The organism is Rhodococcus sp. 4CII (assembly GCF_014256275.1).
GTDB classification, from domain to species: Bacteria; Actinomycetota; Actinomycetes; order Mycobacteriales; family Mycobacteriaceae; genus Rhodococcus_F; species Rhodococcus_F wratislaviensis_A.
Map to the genome: position 1 here is coordinate 2,829,979 of NZ_JACCFE010000002.1, position 16,226 is coordinate 2,846,204.

The window sequence follows — 16,226 nt, forward strand, 5'->3', positions numbered from 1 at the left end:
TTCGGACACTTCACATCACACCGTCGCTTCTAACGTCATACATGTCCGGGCAGGAATAGACGTCCCGGGAAACCTCGAGGAGGAACCAATGACGGCATCCCAGGCCGACACGGCCACCCGCACCGGCTCGCACTCTGACAACGCTGTGCTCGACGTCCTGATCATCGGCGGAGGCTTCTCCGGCTTGTATGCGCTGGACCGGCTTCGCGACCTCGGCTTCACCGTCAAGGTCTGGGACGCGGCCGGCGGATTAGGCGGAATCTGGTGGTGGAACTGCTATCCCGGTGCACGCACCGATAGCACCGGACAGATCTATCAGTTCTCGCACAAGGACCTGTGGAAAAGTTACGATTTCGCCGAACTGTATCCAGGTTTCGCCGGAGTCCGGAACTACTTCGAGCACGTCGACTCGCAGCTGGATCTCACGCGCGACGTCGTGTTCGATACCTTCGCCGAGGCGTGCACGTGGGACGAGGCCTCCCGCGAGTGGACCGCGCGGTCCGCGGACGGCAAGGTCCAGAAGGCACGTCAGGTGATCGTCGCCACTGGATTCGGTGCGAAGCCGCTCTACCCGAATCTCGAAGGGCTCGACTCGTTCGCCGGTGAATGCCACCACACTGCCCGCTGGCCGCAGGAGGGCGTGGACATGACCGGCAAGAAGGTCGTCGTCATGGGCACCGGCTCGAGTGGCGTGCAGGTGGTGCAGGAAGCCGGTCACGTCGCCGAACACGTCACGGTGTTCCAGCGCACCCCGAACCTGGCGATTCCGATGCAGCAGCGCACGCTCAGCCCCGACGACAACGAGAACTTCCGGAAAGGACTGCCCGAGCGGTTCGCGGCACGCTACAAGGCCTTCGCAGGCTTCGACTTCGACTTCCTGCCGCAGAACGCCACTGACCTGAGCAAGGAGGAGCGCGACGCGATCTACGAGAAGATGTGGTCCGAAGGTGGTTTCGAGATGTGGCTCGGTACCTTCCAGGACATCCTCGTCGACGAGGAGGCCAACCGTACCTTCTACGACTTCTGGCGCAGCAAGGTCCACGAGCGGGTCACCGACCCGAAGAAGGCCGCGATCGTGGCGCCCGAGACACCGCCGCACCCCTACGGAGTCAAACGCCCATCACTCGAGCAGGACTACTTCGACGTCATCAACCAGAGCAACGTCGATGTCATCGACTCCAACGTCACCCCGATCCGCCGGGTGCTGCCCCACGGAATCGAGACCGACGAGGGCGTCATCGAATGCGACCTGCTCGTGTTGGCCACCGGCTTCGACAACAACAGTGGCGGAATCATGGCCATCGACCTCCAAGGTGTCGACGGATTGAGCATCCAGGACAAGTGGAAGTCCGGGGTCGACACCTGCATGGGCCTGTCTACCCGTGGGTTCCCGAACATGATGTTCCTCTACGGCCCGCAGAGCCCGTCCGGTTTCTGTAACGGTCCCACGTCCGCCGAGTACCAAGGCGAGATCGTCGTCGAGTTCCTTCAGCATCTGCGCGACCACGACCTCACCCGATTCGAGAACACCGCTGAGTCGGAGAAGCAGTGGCGTGCGCACGTCGACGAACTGTTCTTGAACTCGATGTTCACAAAGGCAAAATCTTGGTACTGGGGCGCGAACGTGCCCGGCAAGCCGGCGCAGATGCTCAACTATTCGGGGGGTGTGCCGCAGTACTTCGCTCGCTGGGACGACATCAAGGCCAACGGCTACGACGCCTACGAGACGAACTGATCGGAAGGAGGTTCACGTGGGCCGCGGTGCATCATCCGTGGCCCACGAGCTGCAGCGGGCGAGAAGAGCAGACCATCCGACCACCCGGACGATGAACGGTTGCCGGTCCGCTTCCCCCCTCGGACATGACTACTCCGAGCGCGGAGACGGCGGCCGGCGCCGCAATCAGCCCGAGGCCGCGAGACCGCACGCGCTTGTCGCTGCGCGGTGAGCTCTCCTCCTGCAGCAGCGCACTGAAGCTGAGGATTCTGACAGCTCAGTGAGAAGCCCTCGCTGACAACGAATTGGCAAAACCGCAGTTGAGTTCAACCCGGACGCCGACATCTACCGCTACCTGCCAGGACTTGGTGTCAAACTCGGCGCCTACGCCACAACCGCGCCGTTGACGGTCGCGTCCGGCAAGAAACGCGCCGTGCTCGCCCGCCACGTCCGCAACCGGCGTCTCTACGATGCCATCGATCACTGGGGGTTCAGCGCCTTGTCGGCCAGTTCCCGCGCCCGGGAGTTCTACGACCAGCGACGCGACATCGGCGACCTGCACCACCAAGCGCTCCGCGCACTCGGCAACCGCCTCGTCGGCATCCTCCACGGCTACCTCCGACACGCACCACCCGGGCTGCTTGACGACTTACCCAAAATTCACCGATCGACTGAGGTGCCGGTGCTGAGTTTCGTTGTGCGGCAGCGAGTAGGTTACGGGCGTGGGTGATCGTCCGACCTCTGTGTCGGGTTGTTCCACTCCACTGGCGCGAATCGGCTGGGTGGACTTCTGTAGACGACTCGACCCGGAACCGCAACAACACTGCGCGGCCGGAGTAGGGCCTGAGCCGCCTACCGGGGTCCGTCGCATCAAATGCGCATACTAATCGGTCCGTTTCACGGGCCGCTGTCAGCCGTGTGAATGACACTGCAGACCAGGCGATGTCAGACCGCGGCCCGCCGAACCGCGGAGGCGAATAGCGCGCTACCGGCCGGGCTGGTGCGCGCTGTGGAGGTATTCGGCGTCGGTGACGTGTTCGAGCCAGGTCGTGGTGGCGGCCGGGTCGTCGGCGTTGTCGAGCATCGCCAGGTGCTCCATGAAGGAGTCCGGGGTGGCTCCGTGCCAGTGTTCCTCTCCCGGTGGGCAGTAGAGGGTTTGTCCGGCATGGGCTTCGACCTTCTGCCCACCGCGGGACTGGACCCACGCGATGCCCTGGGTGATGTGCAGGGTTTGACCACGCGCATGTGAGTGCCATGCGGTGCGGGCGCCGGGTGCAAACCGCACCTTCGCGACGATCATGCGCTGGCCGTCGTCGCGGGGATATGCGATCGGGTCGAGCCAGACGTCGCCGGTGAATTGTTCGGGCGGGTTCTTGGTGGTCGGTGTGCGGGGGTCGATATTCATGGATGCTCCTCAGGCTTCGGGGATGTCGATCCCGAACTTCTCTCGGGTGACGTCTTCGGGCCCGGGGCCGCCGCGCACACCGGTGTCGAGGGCGTCGATGGCCACGAGTTCGCTTGTAGTGAGGTCGAAATCGAAGACATTGTAGTTTTCGGCAATCCGCGAGGGAGTGACCGATTTGGGGATGACCTGGCGGCCTTGCTGGAGGTGCCAACGGAGCATCACCTGGGCCGCGGTCTTGCCGTGGGTGCGGGCGATCTCGCCGAGGGTGGGGTCGTCGAGGGTGGACCCGCGGGAGCCGTTCCGGTAGAACGTGATGCCACCGATCGGCGACCAGGCCTGGGAGACGATTCCGTGCTCGGCGTCGGCAGCCAGCAGGTCGGATTGCCGGAAGTAGGGGTGGACCTCGATCTGATTGACCGCGGGGACGACCGACGTTGCGTCGCGCAGGCGGGTGAGGTGTTCCGGCATGAAGTTGCTGACGCCGATGGCTCGGACCTTGCCGTCGGCGAGCAGCCGCTCGAGTGCCCGGTAGGCCTCGATCGTCAGATCGAATTCTCCTGGCAACGCCTGGTGCAGGATCAGCAGGTCGATCTGCTCGACACCGAGTTTGCCGGCGCTCTTGTCATAGGCGTGCAGCGCGGCGTCGTAGCCGTAGTCGGTGATCCAGATCTTCGTTTCGATGAAGATGTCCGAGCGGTCGATTCCAGACTGCGCGATGGCCTCGCCGACCTCCCGCTCGTTGAGGTACGCCGCGGCGGTGTCGATGTGCCGGTACCCGGTATTCAACGCGGTCGTCACCGCGTTGACGGTCTCCTCCGGTCGCGTCTGGTACACACCGAATCCCAGCGCGGGCATCACGATTCCGTTGTTGAGTGTCAGGACTGTCGTGGTCATGAGTTCACGATATGTGCGATCGGCGTGACCAGGGAGTGCCTGTCGAGCCGGGTACTGGCAGTACCCCTGTCCGGGCCTGCCCGGCGGGCACGATCACCGCCGCTGCAACGACGAGCGCCAGGGCGAGCAGAACGCTGCTACCGGTCAGTGCCACGCCGACGTGCCTGGTCACGGCCGACAGGTTGTCGAGACCGGCGCCCGAGTCGGCCGATATCGCGACCAAGATGCCGAGCCCGAGTGCCATCCCGAGCTGATGGGCGGTGTTGACCAGGCCCGAGGCGGCACCGGCGGCGGCCGGGTCGACCCCGGCGATCCCGGCGTTGGTCAGCGGCCCGAAGGCAAGACCTTGGCCGGCGCCGATCAGAACCATGGGCAGCCCGACCGCGACCAGGTAGGTCTCACCGACACCGATCCGGCTCAACCACAACATGCCGACCAGCGTGACGGCGATGCCGGCGGCCAGCAGTGCCCCGTTCGACACCTGGATGCTCAGTCGAGGGACGGCGAGGGCGACGACGAAGTTGACCAGGGTCATAGGCAGAAAGCCGAGGCCGGCTTGCACCGGGGAGAACCCGAGCCCGTCCTGCATGAATTGGGTGGTGAAGTAGAAGAACCCGATCATCGCCCCCAGATACAGCAGTCGCGCTGCGTACGCGCCGGCACGTTCACGGCTTCCGAACAGCCCAACGGCATGATCGGCTGCTCGACCCGAGCCTCGTGGATCACCAACCCGGTGAGCAGGAGCACCCCGACGACCACAGCACCGAGCACCCGCGGCGCTCCCCACCCGGCCGTGCCGTACTCGACGACCCAGAAGATCAACGCACCCATCCCCAGTGTCGCGCACAGCGCACCGATGACGTCGCATCGGCCTCGCTGCCGGGGCGTCTCGGCGAGGACGATCCGGGATCCGACGATCACGGCGACCGCGATCGGCACATTGACGAAGAACGCTGCCCGCCAGGAAATCCAGTCGGTGAGCGCACCTCCGATCAGCAGGCCGAGGCTGGCGCCGATACCTGCCGTTGCCGCGTACCAGGCGATCGCCTTCCTGCGTGCGTCGCCGTCGAAGTAGGCCGTGATCAGCGCCAGAGAGGTCGGTGCGACGATCGCCGCACCGACTCCCTGCACCGCCCGGGCGGTGATCATCCACCAGCCTGTCGGCGCAAGCCCGATGAGCAGCGACGCCGCGCCGAAGATCGCCAGCCCGATCCCGAACAAGCGTCGCCGTCCGACGATGTCCCCGGCCCGCGCGGCGAGCAGAAGCAGACCGCCGAAGACCAGGGTGTACGCGTCTTGCACCCACGACAGGGCTGTCGGGGACAGGTCGAGCCCGGACCGGATGCTGGGCAGGCCGGTGAAGATGACCGAATTGTCCAGCAGCACCATGAAGTAGCTGACCAGAATGATTCCCAGGATCGCAGCAGGAGCCGCGGGTGGGGCGCCGCGGACGGCGGCGACGCTCACGGCCGGACCGCGACCTTCAGTGCGTCGCGGGCATCCATGGCGGCGTAGGCCTGCGGGGTGTGGTCGAGACCGGTGGTGCGGTCGAAAACCAGACCCGGCTGGACGGTTCCGTTCAGTACCGCCGGCAGCAACTGCTCGATGTAGGCGCGGACCGGGGCGGGTCCGCCCGTCAGGGTGATGTTGGGTCCGAAGAGGGCGCCGAACCCGATCGGGGCGTCCTCGTACTGAGGTACGCCGACGCGGCTGATCACCCCGCCGGGGCGGATCACGCCGAGGGCCTGGTCGTACGCGGGCCGGTGCCCGACCGCCTCGAGCACGATCTCACTGCCCAGCCCGCCGGTGAGCTCGCGGACCTTCGCGATGCCCTCCGCACCGCGCTCGGCGACCACCTCGGTGGCACCGAACTCGATCCCCAGATCGGTCCGCGCCTTGTGCCGTCCCATCAGCACGATCTGCTCGGCGCCGAGCTGCCGGGCCGAGAGCACCGCCAACAGTCCCACGGCGCCGTCACCGATCACTGTCACCGCGCTGCCCTCGCGGACGCCGCCGCGGACCGCCGCGTGCCAGCCGGTGCCGTACACATCCGACAATGTCAGCAGCGAGGCGAGCAGCGCCTCATCGGCCTGCTCGTCCACCGGCGCCGTGACCAGGGTGCCGTCGGCCAGCGGGACTCGAACCGCCTCAGCCTGACCGCCCGTCGTCCCCAATGCGGGGTCGTTCCAGAACCCGCCGCGCACGCACGACGTCTGCAACCCGGCGTGACAGAACACGCAGGTACCGCAGGAGACGGCGAACGGTGCGATCACGAAATCGCCCCGTCGCACGGTGGCCACCTGGTCGCCGACCTCCTCGACGACCCCGATGAACTCGTGCCCCATCGACGTACCACCCGGATCGGCCGGCATCGAATGGTAGGGATGCAGGTCGCTGCCGCACACACAGCTCCGGACCACGCGCACGAGTGCATCGGTCGGCTGCTGCAGGGCCGCGTCGGGGACGTCGATGACGCGGACATCGCCCACGCCGTACATGTACGTAGCTTTCATGCCCACCATTGGACCCCGATCCGCCGCACGCAGGGAGTGACGGATCTTCCGGGTAATGCCAGTACCTCCCTCCCGGACCGGGAGCTGCCTACGGTGGATCCATGGGCACGATCGACCTGCGTACCGAGATCCGCGAGTTCCTCAGCTCGCGCCGGGCACGCATCACCCCCGAACAGAGCGGCCTGCCCGCGTACGGCGGCAACCGCCGCGTCAAAGGGCTGCGCCGCGAAGAGGTCGCCCTGCTCGCCGGAGTCTCGGTGGACTACTACGTGCGGCTCGAACGCGGCAACCTCTCCGGCACATCCGAGAGTGTCCTCGACTCCCTCGCCGGTGCCCTGCAACTCGACGACGCCGAACGCGATCACCTGTTCGCCCTGGCCCGCCAATCACAGGCCGGCACTGCCCGGCGGCCCCGCCGGACCCCACCGACCACGGTCCGACCGGTACTACAGCAAGTTCTCGACGCCATCACCGAAGCACCCGCATGGATCCGCAACGGGCGCCACGACATCATCGCCATGAACCAACTCGCCCGCGCCCTCTACTCCCCCGTCCTCGCCGACCCCCGCCGACCCGTCAACACCACCCGGTTCGTCTACCTCGACCCCCACGCCGCCGAATTCTTCGTCGATTACGACCAGATCGCCAAGGACGCCGCCGCGATGCTGCGCCTCGAAGCCGGCCGCAACCCCCACGACAAAGCACTCATCGCACTGGTCGGGGAGCTCTCCACCCAGAGCGAACTGTTCCGCAAGCGATGGGCCTCCCAGGACGTCCGCTTCCACCGCAGCGGCCGCAAACGCCTGCGCCACCCCGCCGTCGGCCAACTCGACCTCGACTTCGAGGCCATGGAACTGCCCTCAGAACCCGAACTGCAACTGAACATCTACACCGCCCCGGCAGACACACCCACCGCCGACGCCCTCAAACTCCTCGCCACCTGGGCCGCCAGCCAAGAACAACTCGACACCGAACACACGTCATTCAGCCATTCGCGCTGACCCGGCAGCGCGGCTCATCGCGCGGTGGCTGCGGTGTTCGTCGAATCCTTGTTCAGACGAAGCGTTTTACGGGATTCGGCGAATCGTCGACCGGCAACCGTCAGCATTGGGCGGGGAATTCCGAGTCCCATCACCGGCACGCCGGTCAGATACCCCTCACGGTAGAGATAATTGGACGCGTCGGCGACCTCGTCTCGGGTGAGTGGCGAGGGCACCCACCCGACGGTGTCGCCGATGGCGTCCGGGTCCAGGATCGGGCTGCGGTATCCCTCGGTCGCCTTCGCCACCAGCCAGCCCAGAACAGCGTCACGAACCGCCCACTGACGATCGGTTGCTGCACTCACATTTCAGTCCTCCGGTAGATGCCGTTGATCGTTGACATGCACCATAGCCACTGGAACGGAATATGCAAGTCTCATGAGATTTCCTGCATGTCTTGATATTTCGGGTACGCATTCCACCGTAGGTGTCTCAGCTTCCGCATCTCGGACCGAACACCCGGTGATCGCGTTACCGTCCGCGGGAGAACCGCGGCCCTCAGCCGACACAATGGCCGAGGTCCGGATGGACTCAATCGTGGCGCCTACCCCGTTCCAAGCAGTCTGCACGGACGCTCAAGGAGCGTCGCGCCGAAAAGCGTGCGAAAGCAGAGGACTCGACTCCAATTGTTCGAAAGCGTAAGAGCTGAGCACTTATCGGCAGGTGGCACCGGAAGATCCGTGATGCGGACACCCGAAACGCGAGCTGCGACCGAGAATCGTTCGCAAGAAACCACTTCCACCGCTCGCGAGTCGTGAAGGGGCGTTACACCGGGTAGCGACAAAGCACGGCCCCACCCCGCGCCCGCCGTCCAGGTGGGCGCGGGGCGGGGCGCCGGGCACAGACGAATAAGCATGACAACTGCACTCGATCTCGGCGAGCCCACGCCCGGCGGGGTTCGCGGGCAGTGGTGGCATCAGCGACGCATTGCCGCAACCTCGTTGTCGAGGAAACCCTTCAAACCGCCACTGAAGACATCGTTGTCGTCGCCGGCCACCATGTGACCGGCCCCGGCGACGTCGATCAAGGTGGCGGTCGGGATCAATTCGAGCAGCTCTTTGGCACCCTCTTCGCTGACCACGTGGGATTGCTTGCCACGAACGAGCATCGTGGGAACGGTGATCGCGGCTGCGGCGTCCCGGGCGCGTTCGTACTGCACGATCGAGTCGGATTGGCGAGTGGGTTCGTCGCCCACGCGAAGGAACTCCGGATCCCAATGCCAGTACCAGCGGCCGTCACGCAGGCGCAAGTTCTTGCGTAACCCCTGCGGGTTGGGCTTGCGGACACGGTTCGGAGTGTAGGCCGCGACCGCTGCCGCTGCATCGTCGAGGCTCTCGAAACCATCGAGGCCACTGCGCATGAAAGCCATGATTTCCGCGGTGCCGCCGGTCTCGACCCTCGGCGCGATATCGACCAAAACCAGACCACGAGCGAGCTCGGGATTCTCCCCCTGCCCGATCAACGACGTCATACCGCCCATCGAGGCACCGACGAGTACCGGCTTCTCGCCCAGCTCCCCGATGATCGCGGTCACGTCGGCGACCAACGCATCGATTCCGTAGTCCCCGTCCGGCGCCCACTGGCTGTCCCCATGGCCACGTGCATCCAGCGCGATGGCGGACCAGCCGTCCGCCGCGAGACTGCGTCCGGTGTTTCGCCAGGAGTGCCGCGTCTGTCCGCCGCCGTGCAGCAGCAGGACCAGGCCCTTCCTGTCGGTGCTCGTCCCGCTCCCACCCCGAGTCGGGGGATCCCACCGGTCGCCGGCAAGCGTGACACCGTCACCGCGGAATTCGGACTCTGTGACTATCGGATCCATCAGATACCTCACCAACACAACGAGTTGAATAATCTCCCCCCATGGTGCACCACGGGGTGAACAATGATTTACCCCGCACCTGTGGAGGCGCATCCACTCCGACGCACCGGAGACCACACCGCCGCAGATTGCCGGATCGCGGGTGCTGCGCCCCTGTCCTCGATGAGGTCGTTGGCTGTGGCGGCCGTTCCGGCTCGACCTGGTGCCAGCATGCGCGTCGCGGTCAGTCTGCAGGCGAACTCGCGAAAGTCCGCTCCCACGTCTGGCCCACGTCGTGGCCGCCGCCGACAGCCTGCGCCCGGTACTCGCGGGGGGAGATGCCGTAGGTGAATTTGAACAGCTTCGAGAAGTACGAGGAGTCCAGTAACCCCCACTGGGCGGCGATAGTCGCGATCGGGGTGTTTTTGTTGCGCGGATCAATAAGATCGCGGCGGCAGTGCTCGAGGCGACGACGGCGGATCCACTCGGTCACGGTGGTTCCTTCGCCCTCGAACATCTTCTGCAGGTACCGGGCTGAGATGTTGTGGGCGCGAGCGATGAGCGCCGAGCTCAGTTCGGGATCGTAGAGACGGGCATCGATGAAGGATTTGATCTGCAGCACCAGGGCGGCCTTGTGTGTTTCCGGGGGAACATTCGACTCACAGCCGAGTTGTTCGGACAGTGCTGCGGCGAGCAGGTTGAGGACACCGTTCGACAGTTGCTGGTTGGCGGCGAGTTCTTCGACCCCGCGCAATTGCTCGGCTATACCGACCAGGAATTTCGACACCAGTCCGCCGATGCCGCGACGTCCGGAGACCCGCCGGGCCGTCACATCCCTCAGCGCGTCCGGGCGCAGATGGATCAGCTCGGACGGAAACATGACAACCAGCTGTGCGAAGTCCCGTTCGAACGACACCTGGTAGGGGCGGCGGGTGTCGTAGATGCTGAAATCGCCTGGGGTCAGCGCGGCTTCGCGATCGTCCTGGGTCAGAACGCAGTAGCCACGGACCTGCATGCCCAGTTTCAGGTAGCCGGGATCGGACCGTCGGATCGCCTCGCGGGTACGCCGCACCTCGACTGCTCCCCCGGTCACCTCGAAGACCTGCAGCGATCCGATCGCTTCTGTCAGCAGGTGCCCATCGAAGGCTCCGGGGGCGTGGGATTTGGCGTCCAAGGGCACAAACGCGTTGGACACCGTCTCTCGCCACGCACCGAATTTCTCTTGCGCGGGCATATCGTCGAATGAATACAGGGCACTCACGGGATCACTCCTCACTCGCCACCCAGCGGGCTAGAAGCCGACACACCGCTTCCGGAACAATGCTTTCCGCATCGACCTGGGAGTTTCGCCTTCTGCTGGCAACGATAGCCGCGCCGGAGAGGGGGCCTTATCCACAGAACGCAGAAACTATCCATTCTGCGCAAAGACTTTGCCGCTCTCCCGATTCGGGCCCTTCACGCCTTGGACAAGGTCACCGATGGAGGTTGGCCGTATCGCTTGCGGTACTCCACGGAGAAACGGCCGAGGTGCCGAAAGCCCCAGCGATAGGCGATATCCGAGACTGAGTCGAATCCGGGGTCGGCCGCGAGCAGATCGTCGTGAGCGCGTTCGAGCCGGATACCGCGCAGGTATGCCATCGGCGTAGCGCCGACGTACCGGGCGAATCCGTCCTGCAACGTGCGCACACTGACGCCGGCCAGTTCGGCGAGGGTGCGCACGGTCCAGGACTCTTCGGGGTGTGCATACATGGCATCGACGGCGGCCTTGACCGTTCTCGGCCGGGCGCCCGGCACCCCGGCTTCGAGCAGCTCGCGTCGATCATGGTCCGCTGTCAGCAACAAACCCCTGGTCAGAGCCTCGACGAGAGGGGGTGAGACCAACGGGGAGTAGAGCATGCTGTGATCCTTGTCGAGGTCTGCGACGAGGGTTTTCACCAATGCCAACCAGCTGCTGACCTTGGGATTCGACAGGTCGAGCACGGGGTCGAACGTCACCGGCACGTGTGTGGGCCACCCGAGAATCGCCTGGAGTTCCGATTCGAGGTAGTCGCGGTCGAATTTGATCCCGTACTGGACACCGTCCGCGCTCCATCGGGTGATCCGCGTGCTCCGGTGCGGCATGTAAATACACGCCTGGCCGGGGGCGAAAATATGCGTTTGACCAGCTGATTCCGTCTCGTGTCGCCCAGCGAGCGGGATGGCGACGTTGTAGGCGTTACCGAGCTCGCCGAGGTCGAGGCTGACCTCGGCGGCGCCGTAGGTCAGCCGCCCCACCGTCAGCGGTCCGAGTTCGACCAGATGCAGGGACATGTCCATGTGCGCACCCGTGCCGAGCTGGTGCAATCGGTGCGGAAAGTAGGTATGCCCGAGGGCATCCTCGGCGCGGTCGGGATCAGTGGCCTCGAACGCGCGGACCTCCCGCGCGTCAGGTTCACTGGCTGTGTCATCCGTGCCCCGCGGTGACTCCTGCATCGTCTTCGCCTCCAAAGCCCCAGGTTACGCGCCCGCCACTGCCGCACGATCCGGACATCGAATAGGTCCGGCTTCACCAGATCTTGGCGGGCGCGACAGCACCGAGGCACGATACCGAGCACTATCTTTCGATCTCGGTGCAAAACGGGCGTGCGGGCGGGACGCGAGCGACTCGATGTCCCCTCCGGTGCGAACGACGCGGACGGACAACTCTGTGTGCGGTTTTCTCCAACTAACCGTGCGCTCGAGTGCATGACTGGTCCACCTGAGCGTGTACATACTTGTGATGCGGATCACAACTGACCACAAAAGTCGGGTGCAGACACCCTCGACCGCATTACAAGCGCAGTCGGCTCACCCAGAAATCCCGTGTCACACACACCGACGCGTCTCGGCGCGTCAGCAGGAGGAGACCTTCCATGAGCAAGCGAATCGCCATCGTCGGAGCCGGCACCGCCGGCCTGCACCTCGGTCTGTACCTGAACGAGAAGGGCATCGATGCAACGATTTTCACGGATCGCCGTCCCGAGGAATACGCGAACATCCGGCTGCTGAACACGGTGGCACACCACTACGTGACCATCGACCGCGAAGATGCGCTCGGGATCAACCACTGGCCGAACGACGGCTACGAGGGGCACTACTACTACGTCGGCATCCCGAACATGCCGATCCGCTTCTACGGGGACCTGGGCAAGCCGAGCCGCGCGGTGGACTACCGCATCCTGCAGCCCCAGATGATGAAGGACTTCGAAGCGCGCGGCGGCAAGATCGAGTACCGGCCGATCGGCGTCGAGGACCTCACCGCCCTCTCCGAGGAATACGACTTGGTCGTGATCGGCACCGGCAAGGGCGGGCTGGGCACCCTGTTCGCCCGCGACGAGCAGAGTTCACCGTTCACCGAGCCGCAGCGCAAGTTGTGTGTCGGCCTTTTCAAGGGCATCGCGCAGGCGGAGAAGAAGGCGGTGACGTTCTGCATCTCCCCCGGCGCCGGTGAGATGATCGAAATCCCCACTGTCACCTTCAGTGGCGACGCCACCGCCTTGGTGATGGAGAACCACATCGGCAGCGACCTCGAGGTTCTCGCCCACACCCGCTACGAGGACGACCCGCGGGCGTTCCTCGACCTGATGATCGAGAAGCTCGAGAAGCATTACCCGATCACCGCCGAGCGGCTCGACGAGAACGAATTCGACGTCGCCAACAGCCACCTCGACATTCTCCAGGGTGGGGTCACTCCCACCGTCCGGCACGGTCACGTCAAGCTCAACAACGGCAAGCTCGCGGTGTTGCTCGGTGACGCGCACGCCACCGTCGACCCAGTGCTCGGTCAGGGCGGCAATATGGCCTCCTACGCCGCACACGTGCTCGGCGAGGAGATCGTCGACAACGAGGTCTACGACGAACTGTTCTGCGAGCGCGTCGACGCTCGGCGCGCCACCCGTGTTCTCGGTGCCACCCGCTGGACCAACTTCATGCTCACCAACATGAAGGAGCTTCCCAACCACTTCGTCGAGTTCCTCGGCCGGGTTCTGACCGACCAGCAGCTCTCCGACCGGTTCACCGAGAACTTCAACTACCCCGAGAAGCAGTGGGACATCTTCTCCAGCCCGGAGAACATGATCGCCTGGATCGAAGCGAACGAGACCGGAGCCGAGGAGTCCGCTCGCCCTTTCGCACTGACGGGGGCACAGTGATGACCCGCGCGGCCGAAGCTCCCCCCGCGCCCGAGGAGCTCGTCGTGCCCGAGGAGGTCGCCGCCGACGCGACCGCATTCCGCAGCTCCGTTGCCCTGTTCGCCACCGGAATCGCCGTGGTGACCATGCAGGACGGCGACGGCGGCGTGCACGGCGCGACAATCAACAGCTTCACCTCGATCAGCCTGGACCCGCCGACCGTGATGATCTCGCTCAAGCCGGGGTACGCGCACGAGCTGATCAGCAAGAGCGGCTGGTACGGAGTGAGCGTCCTGAGCAAGAGCCAGCAGGAGCACTCCCGCTACTTCGCCGGCAGCCGCGAGAGCGACTGGCATCCGCAGTTCGTCACCGGTGAGAACGTGCCCACCCTGTTCGGCAGCCTCGCCCGGTTCGAATGCAAGGTCTTCGACACGATCGAGGTCAACGACCACACCCTGTTCCTGGCGCGGGTGGCCCGCTGCGAATCCGAAGACGGCTCCCCACTGATGTTCTTCGCCAGCACCTACCACCAACCTGTCCTGGGCGACCGCTGATCCGTGCCCTTCCGGGCAACCGCTGACGTGATCACCCACAACACCTGAACTACACGGAGAGAACCATGAAAACGCTCGAACGGAAGATCTACGGACATGGCGTGCTGATGATCCTCAGCACCCTGATCTTCGGGCTGTTCCTGTGGATGAACCTCGTCGGCGGCTTCGAAATCGTCCCGGGGTACATCATCAACTTCAACATCCCCGGTACCGCCGAGGGCTGGGCGAAGGCCCATGTCGGGCCCGCCCTCAACGGCATGATGGTGATCGCCATCGGCCTCGCGTTGCCCAAGCTCGCCTTCCCCCTCAAAACTGCCAAGCGGCTCGGCTACATCATCGTCCTCGACGGCTGGGGCAACGTCTGCTTCTACTTCTTCAGCAACTTCGCTCCCAGCCGCGGTCTGAGCTTCGGCTCGAACCGGCTCGGTGAAACCAACATCTTCGGCGTCCTCGCGCTGGCCCCGGCGTACGTCTTCGGCGTCCTCGCCATCGGCGCGCTCGCCATCATCGGCATCAAGGCCCTGCGGCAGACCGACGCCGAGGACACAGTCCTCGAATCGGCGAATGCCTGAAACCACCTTCGTCGACCGGGTCCGCCGATTCGGCTCCCGATTCACCGCTTCCCGACCAACTCGGAAAGACTTTGCGATGACCACTGCAGACACCCTGCCCGGCGTCGGTGCGGCGCTGCCGGCCGGGACCCCCACCCAGCTCTTCCTCGACGGCCGGTGGCAGCCGGCGTCCGACGGTAGCGTCTTCACCAACATCAACCCCGCCACCGAACAGGTCCTGGCCGAGGTGTCGGCCGGAACCCCGGACGACATCGACACCGCCGTCCGCGCCGCCCGCGCCCAGCTCAGCGGAGAATGGGGCGCCACCCCGGGCGTGGTCCGCGGAAAGATTCTGAGCAAGATCGCGGAGCTGATCGAGCGCGACATCGAGATCCTCGCCACCCTCGAGGCCCTCGACGTCGGCAAGCCCGTCGGCCAGCCCAAGATGCTCGACGTCCCCAACGCCGCCGCCACCTTCCGACACTTCGCCGGATGGGCCGACAAGATCACCGGCAGCGTCATCCCGACCGCCGGCTACTTCGGCAAGCCCACCCACTCCTACACCGTCCGGGAACCGGTCGGCGTCATCGGCGCAATCGTCCCCTGGAACACCCCGCTGATGATCGCCGCCTGGAAGCTCGCTCCCGCCCTGGCGTGCGGCAACACCGTCGTCGTCAAGCCCCCGGAGGAAGCACCGCTCTCGATCCTGCACCTGGGCAAAATCCTCGAAGAAGCCGGTCTGCCCGCGGGCGTGGTCAGCATCGTGCCGGGCAACGGCGCGGTCACCGGCAACGCCCTCGTCGAGCACCCCGACGTCGACAAGATCAGCTTCACCGGGTCCCCGACGGTCGGCCGGCTGATCCAGCAGCGGGCAGCCGCCACGTTCAAGCGCGTCACCCTCGAACTCGGCGGCAAGTCGCCGCAGATCATCCTCGACGACGCCGACGTCGAATCGGCCGTGCAGGGCACCGCGATGGGCCTGTTCTTCAATCAGGGCGAGGTCTGCGCCGCCGGCACCCGGGTGTTCGTGCACCGCTCTCTCTACAACGACGTCGTCGAGGCCCTCAGCGGAGCGGCGGACGCGCAGGTGCTCGGCGACCCGTTCGACCCGTCCACCACTCTCGGTGCACTGGTCAGCGCCAAGCAGCGTGACACCGTGCTGTCCTACATCGAGCAGGGCAAGAAGGAAGGCGCCCGTGTCGCGGCCGGCGGCACCCGGCCGGATCACTTCGGCTACTTCGTGCGGCCGACGATCTTCGCCGACGCCACCAACGACATGACCATCGCGCGGGAAGAGATCTTCGGCCCGGTCGGCACGGTCATTCCGTTCGACGATCCGGAGGAGGCGATCCGCCTGGCCAACGACACCCGGTACGGGCTCGCCGCCAGCATCTGGACCCAGGATGTCTCCCGCGCGCACACCCTGTCCCGGCAGGTTCGCGCCGGTGCCGTCTGGGTCAACGGCTGGGCTGCGATCGACCCGGCCCTCCCCTGGGGCGGGATGAAGACCTCCGGCATCGGCCGTGAACTCGGCTACGCCGGCATCCTCGCCAACACCGAGGAAAAGGTCGTCACCATCGTCCTCTAGTCCCATCGGCTGGTCGGCCCGAAC

The 16,226-nt window shown here is 65.4% G+C and carries 15 protein-coding genes and 1 pseudogene; 7 read left to right on the forward strand and 9 right to left on the reverse strand.

Annotated elements, in window-relative coordinates; genetic code table 11:
• Positions 1-88 precede the first annotated feature (88 nt).
• Together H0B43_RS13710 and H0B43_RS13715 are read left to right on the forward strand one after the other, a co-directional pair.
• Complete coding sequence (locus H0B43_RS13710; protein WP_185727410.1) at positions 89-1,735, forward strand: NAD(P)/FAD-dependent oxidoreductase; 1,647 nt, start codon at positions 89-91, stop codon at positions 1,733-1,735.
• Positions 1,736-2,027: 292 nt separating this feature from the next.
• Positions 2,028-2,444 (forward strand): annotated as a pseudogene (locus H0B43_RS13715) (hypothetical protein); the annotation flags it as partial.
• Positions 2,445-2,699: 255 nt separating this feature from the next.
• Here H0B43_RS13715 and H0B43_RS13720 read toward each other — a convergent pair.
• Genes H0B43_RS13720 through H0B43_RS13735 form a run of 5 tightly spaced genes read right to left on the reverse strand, consistent with a single transcriptional unit; the run spans position 2,700 to position 6,526 of the window.
• Entirely contained in the window at positions 2,700-3,119 is a 420-nt protein-coding gene (locus H0B43_RS13720) for a cupin domain-containing protein (RefSeq protein ID WP_185727409.1), read from the reverse strand.
• A 9-nt stretch (positions 3,120-3,128) separates the two neighbouring features.
• Positions 3,129-4,013, reverse strand: coding sequence for an aldo/keto reductase (locus H0B43_RS13725; protein ID WP_185727408.1), 885 nt, complete (start codon positions 4,011-4,013; stop codon positions 3,129-3,131).
• Positions 4,014-4,017: 4 nt separating this feature from the next.
• Positions 4,018-4,635, reverse strand: coding sequence for an MFS transporter (locus H0B43_RS41505; RefSeq protein WP_252189793.1), 618 nt, complete (start codon positions 4,633-4,635; stop codon positions 4,018-4,020).
• The gene (locus H0B43_RS41510) at positions 4,632-5,480 is read right to left on the reverse strand and encodes an MFS transporter (protein ID WP_312033769.1); all 849 of its coding nucleotides are present in this window, start codon (positions 5,478-5,480) and stop codon (positions 4,632-4,634) included. Before H0B43_RS41510 ends, H0B43_RS41505 begins: the two co-directional genes overlap by 4 nt.
• Positions 5,477-6,526 (reverse strand): alcohol dehydrogenase catalytic domain-containing protein, encoded by a 1,050-nt coding sequence (locus H0B43_RS13735; RefSeq protein WP_185727407.1) that lies wholly within the window; start codon positions 6,524-6,526, stop codon positions 5,477-5,479. The genes H0B43_RS41510 and H0B43_RS13735 overlap by 4 nt, the downstream gene beginning before the upstream one ends.
• 101 nt (positions 6,527-6,627) lie before the next feature.
• Between H0B43_RS13735 and H0B43_RS13740 the strand changes: the two genes are divergently transcribed.
• Entirely contained in the window at positions 6,628-7,527 is a 900-nt protein-coding gene (locus H0B43_RS13740; protein ID WP_185727406.1) for a helix-turn-helix transcriptional regulator, read from the forward strand.
• A gap of 14 nt (positions 7,528-7,541) precedes the next feature.
• On the opposite strand, the gene H0B43_RS13745 is transcribed toward H0B43_RS13740, so the two are convergent.
• From H0B43_RS13745 to H0B43_RS13760, 4 genes are all read right to left on the reverse strand, one after another.
• A complete protein-coding gene (locus tag H0B43_RS13745; protein ID WP_185727405.1) occupies positions 7,542-7,871 on the reverse strand; it encodes a serine recombinase in 330 nt (109 codons plus the stop codon).
• A gap of 611 nt (positions 7,872-8,482) precedes the next feature.
• On the reverse strand, positions 8,483-9,382 hold the full coding sequence (locus H0B43_RS13750) for an alpha/beta fold hydrolase (RefSeq protein WP_185727404.1): 900 nt from the start codon (positions 9,380-9,382) through the stop codon (positions 8,483-8,485).
• Between the two features lie 223 nt (positions 9,383-9,605).
• A complete protein-coding gene (locus tag H0B43_RS13755; RefSeq protein ID WP_312033767.1) occupies positions 9,606-10,622 on the reverse strand; it encodes a helix-turn-helix domain-containing protein in 1,017 nt (338 codons plus the stop codon).
• A gap of 194 nt (positions 10,623-10,816) precedes the next feature.
• Positions 10,817-11,833 carry an AraC family transcriptional regulator gene (locus H0B43_RS13760; protein WP_185727403.1) on the reverse strand — a complete coding sequence of 339 codons (1,017 nt, stop codon included), beginning with the start codon at positions 11,831-11,833 and terminating at the stop codon, positions 10,817-10,819.
• 419 nt (positions 11,834-12,252) lie between these two features.
• Here H0B43_RS13760 and styA point away from each other — a divergent pair, with 419 nt between their 5' ends.
• The 4 genes from styA to styD all read left to right on the forward strand — a co-directional run bounded on the left by styA (position 12,253) and on the right by styD (position 16,202).
• On the forward strand, positions 12,253-13,530 hold the full coding sequence (gene styA, locus H0B43_RS13765; protein WP_185727402.1) for a styrene monooxygenase subunit StyA: 1,278 nt from the start codon (positions 12,253-12,255) through the stop codon (positions 13,528-13,530).
• Positions 13,531-13,574: 44 nt separating this feature from the next.
• The gene (styB, locus tag H0B43_RS13770; RefSeq protein ID WP_312033765.1) at positions 13,575-14,063 is read left to right on the forward strand and encodes a styrene monooxygenase NADH-dependent flavin reductase subunit StyB; all 489 of its coding nucleotides are present in this window, start codon (positions 13,575-13,577) and stop codon (positions 14,061-14,063) included.
• A 65-nt stretch (positions 14,064-14,128) separates the two neighbouring features.
• A complete protein-coding gene (gene styC / locus H0B43_RS13775) occupies positions 14,129-14,635 on the forward strand; it encodes a styrene-oxide isomerase StyC (RefSeq protein WP_185727400.1) in 507 nt (168 codons plus the stop codon).
• Positions 14,636-14,711: 76 nt separating this feature from the next.
• Positions 14,712-16,202 carry a phenylacetaldehyde dehydrogenase StyD gene (gene styD / locus H0B43_RS13780; RefSeq protein ID WP_185727399.1) on the forward strand — a complete coding sequence of 497 codons (1,491 nt, stop codon included), beginning with the start codon at positions 14,712-14,714 and terminating at the stop codon, positions 16,200-16,202.
• Positions 16,203-16,226 lie beyond the last annotated feature (24 nt).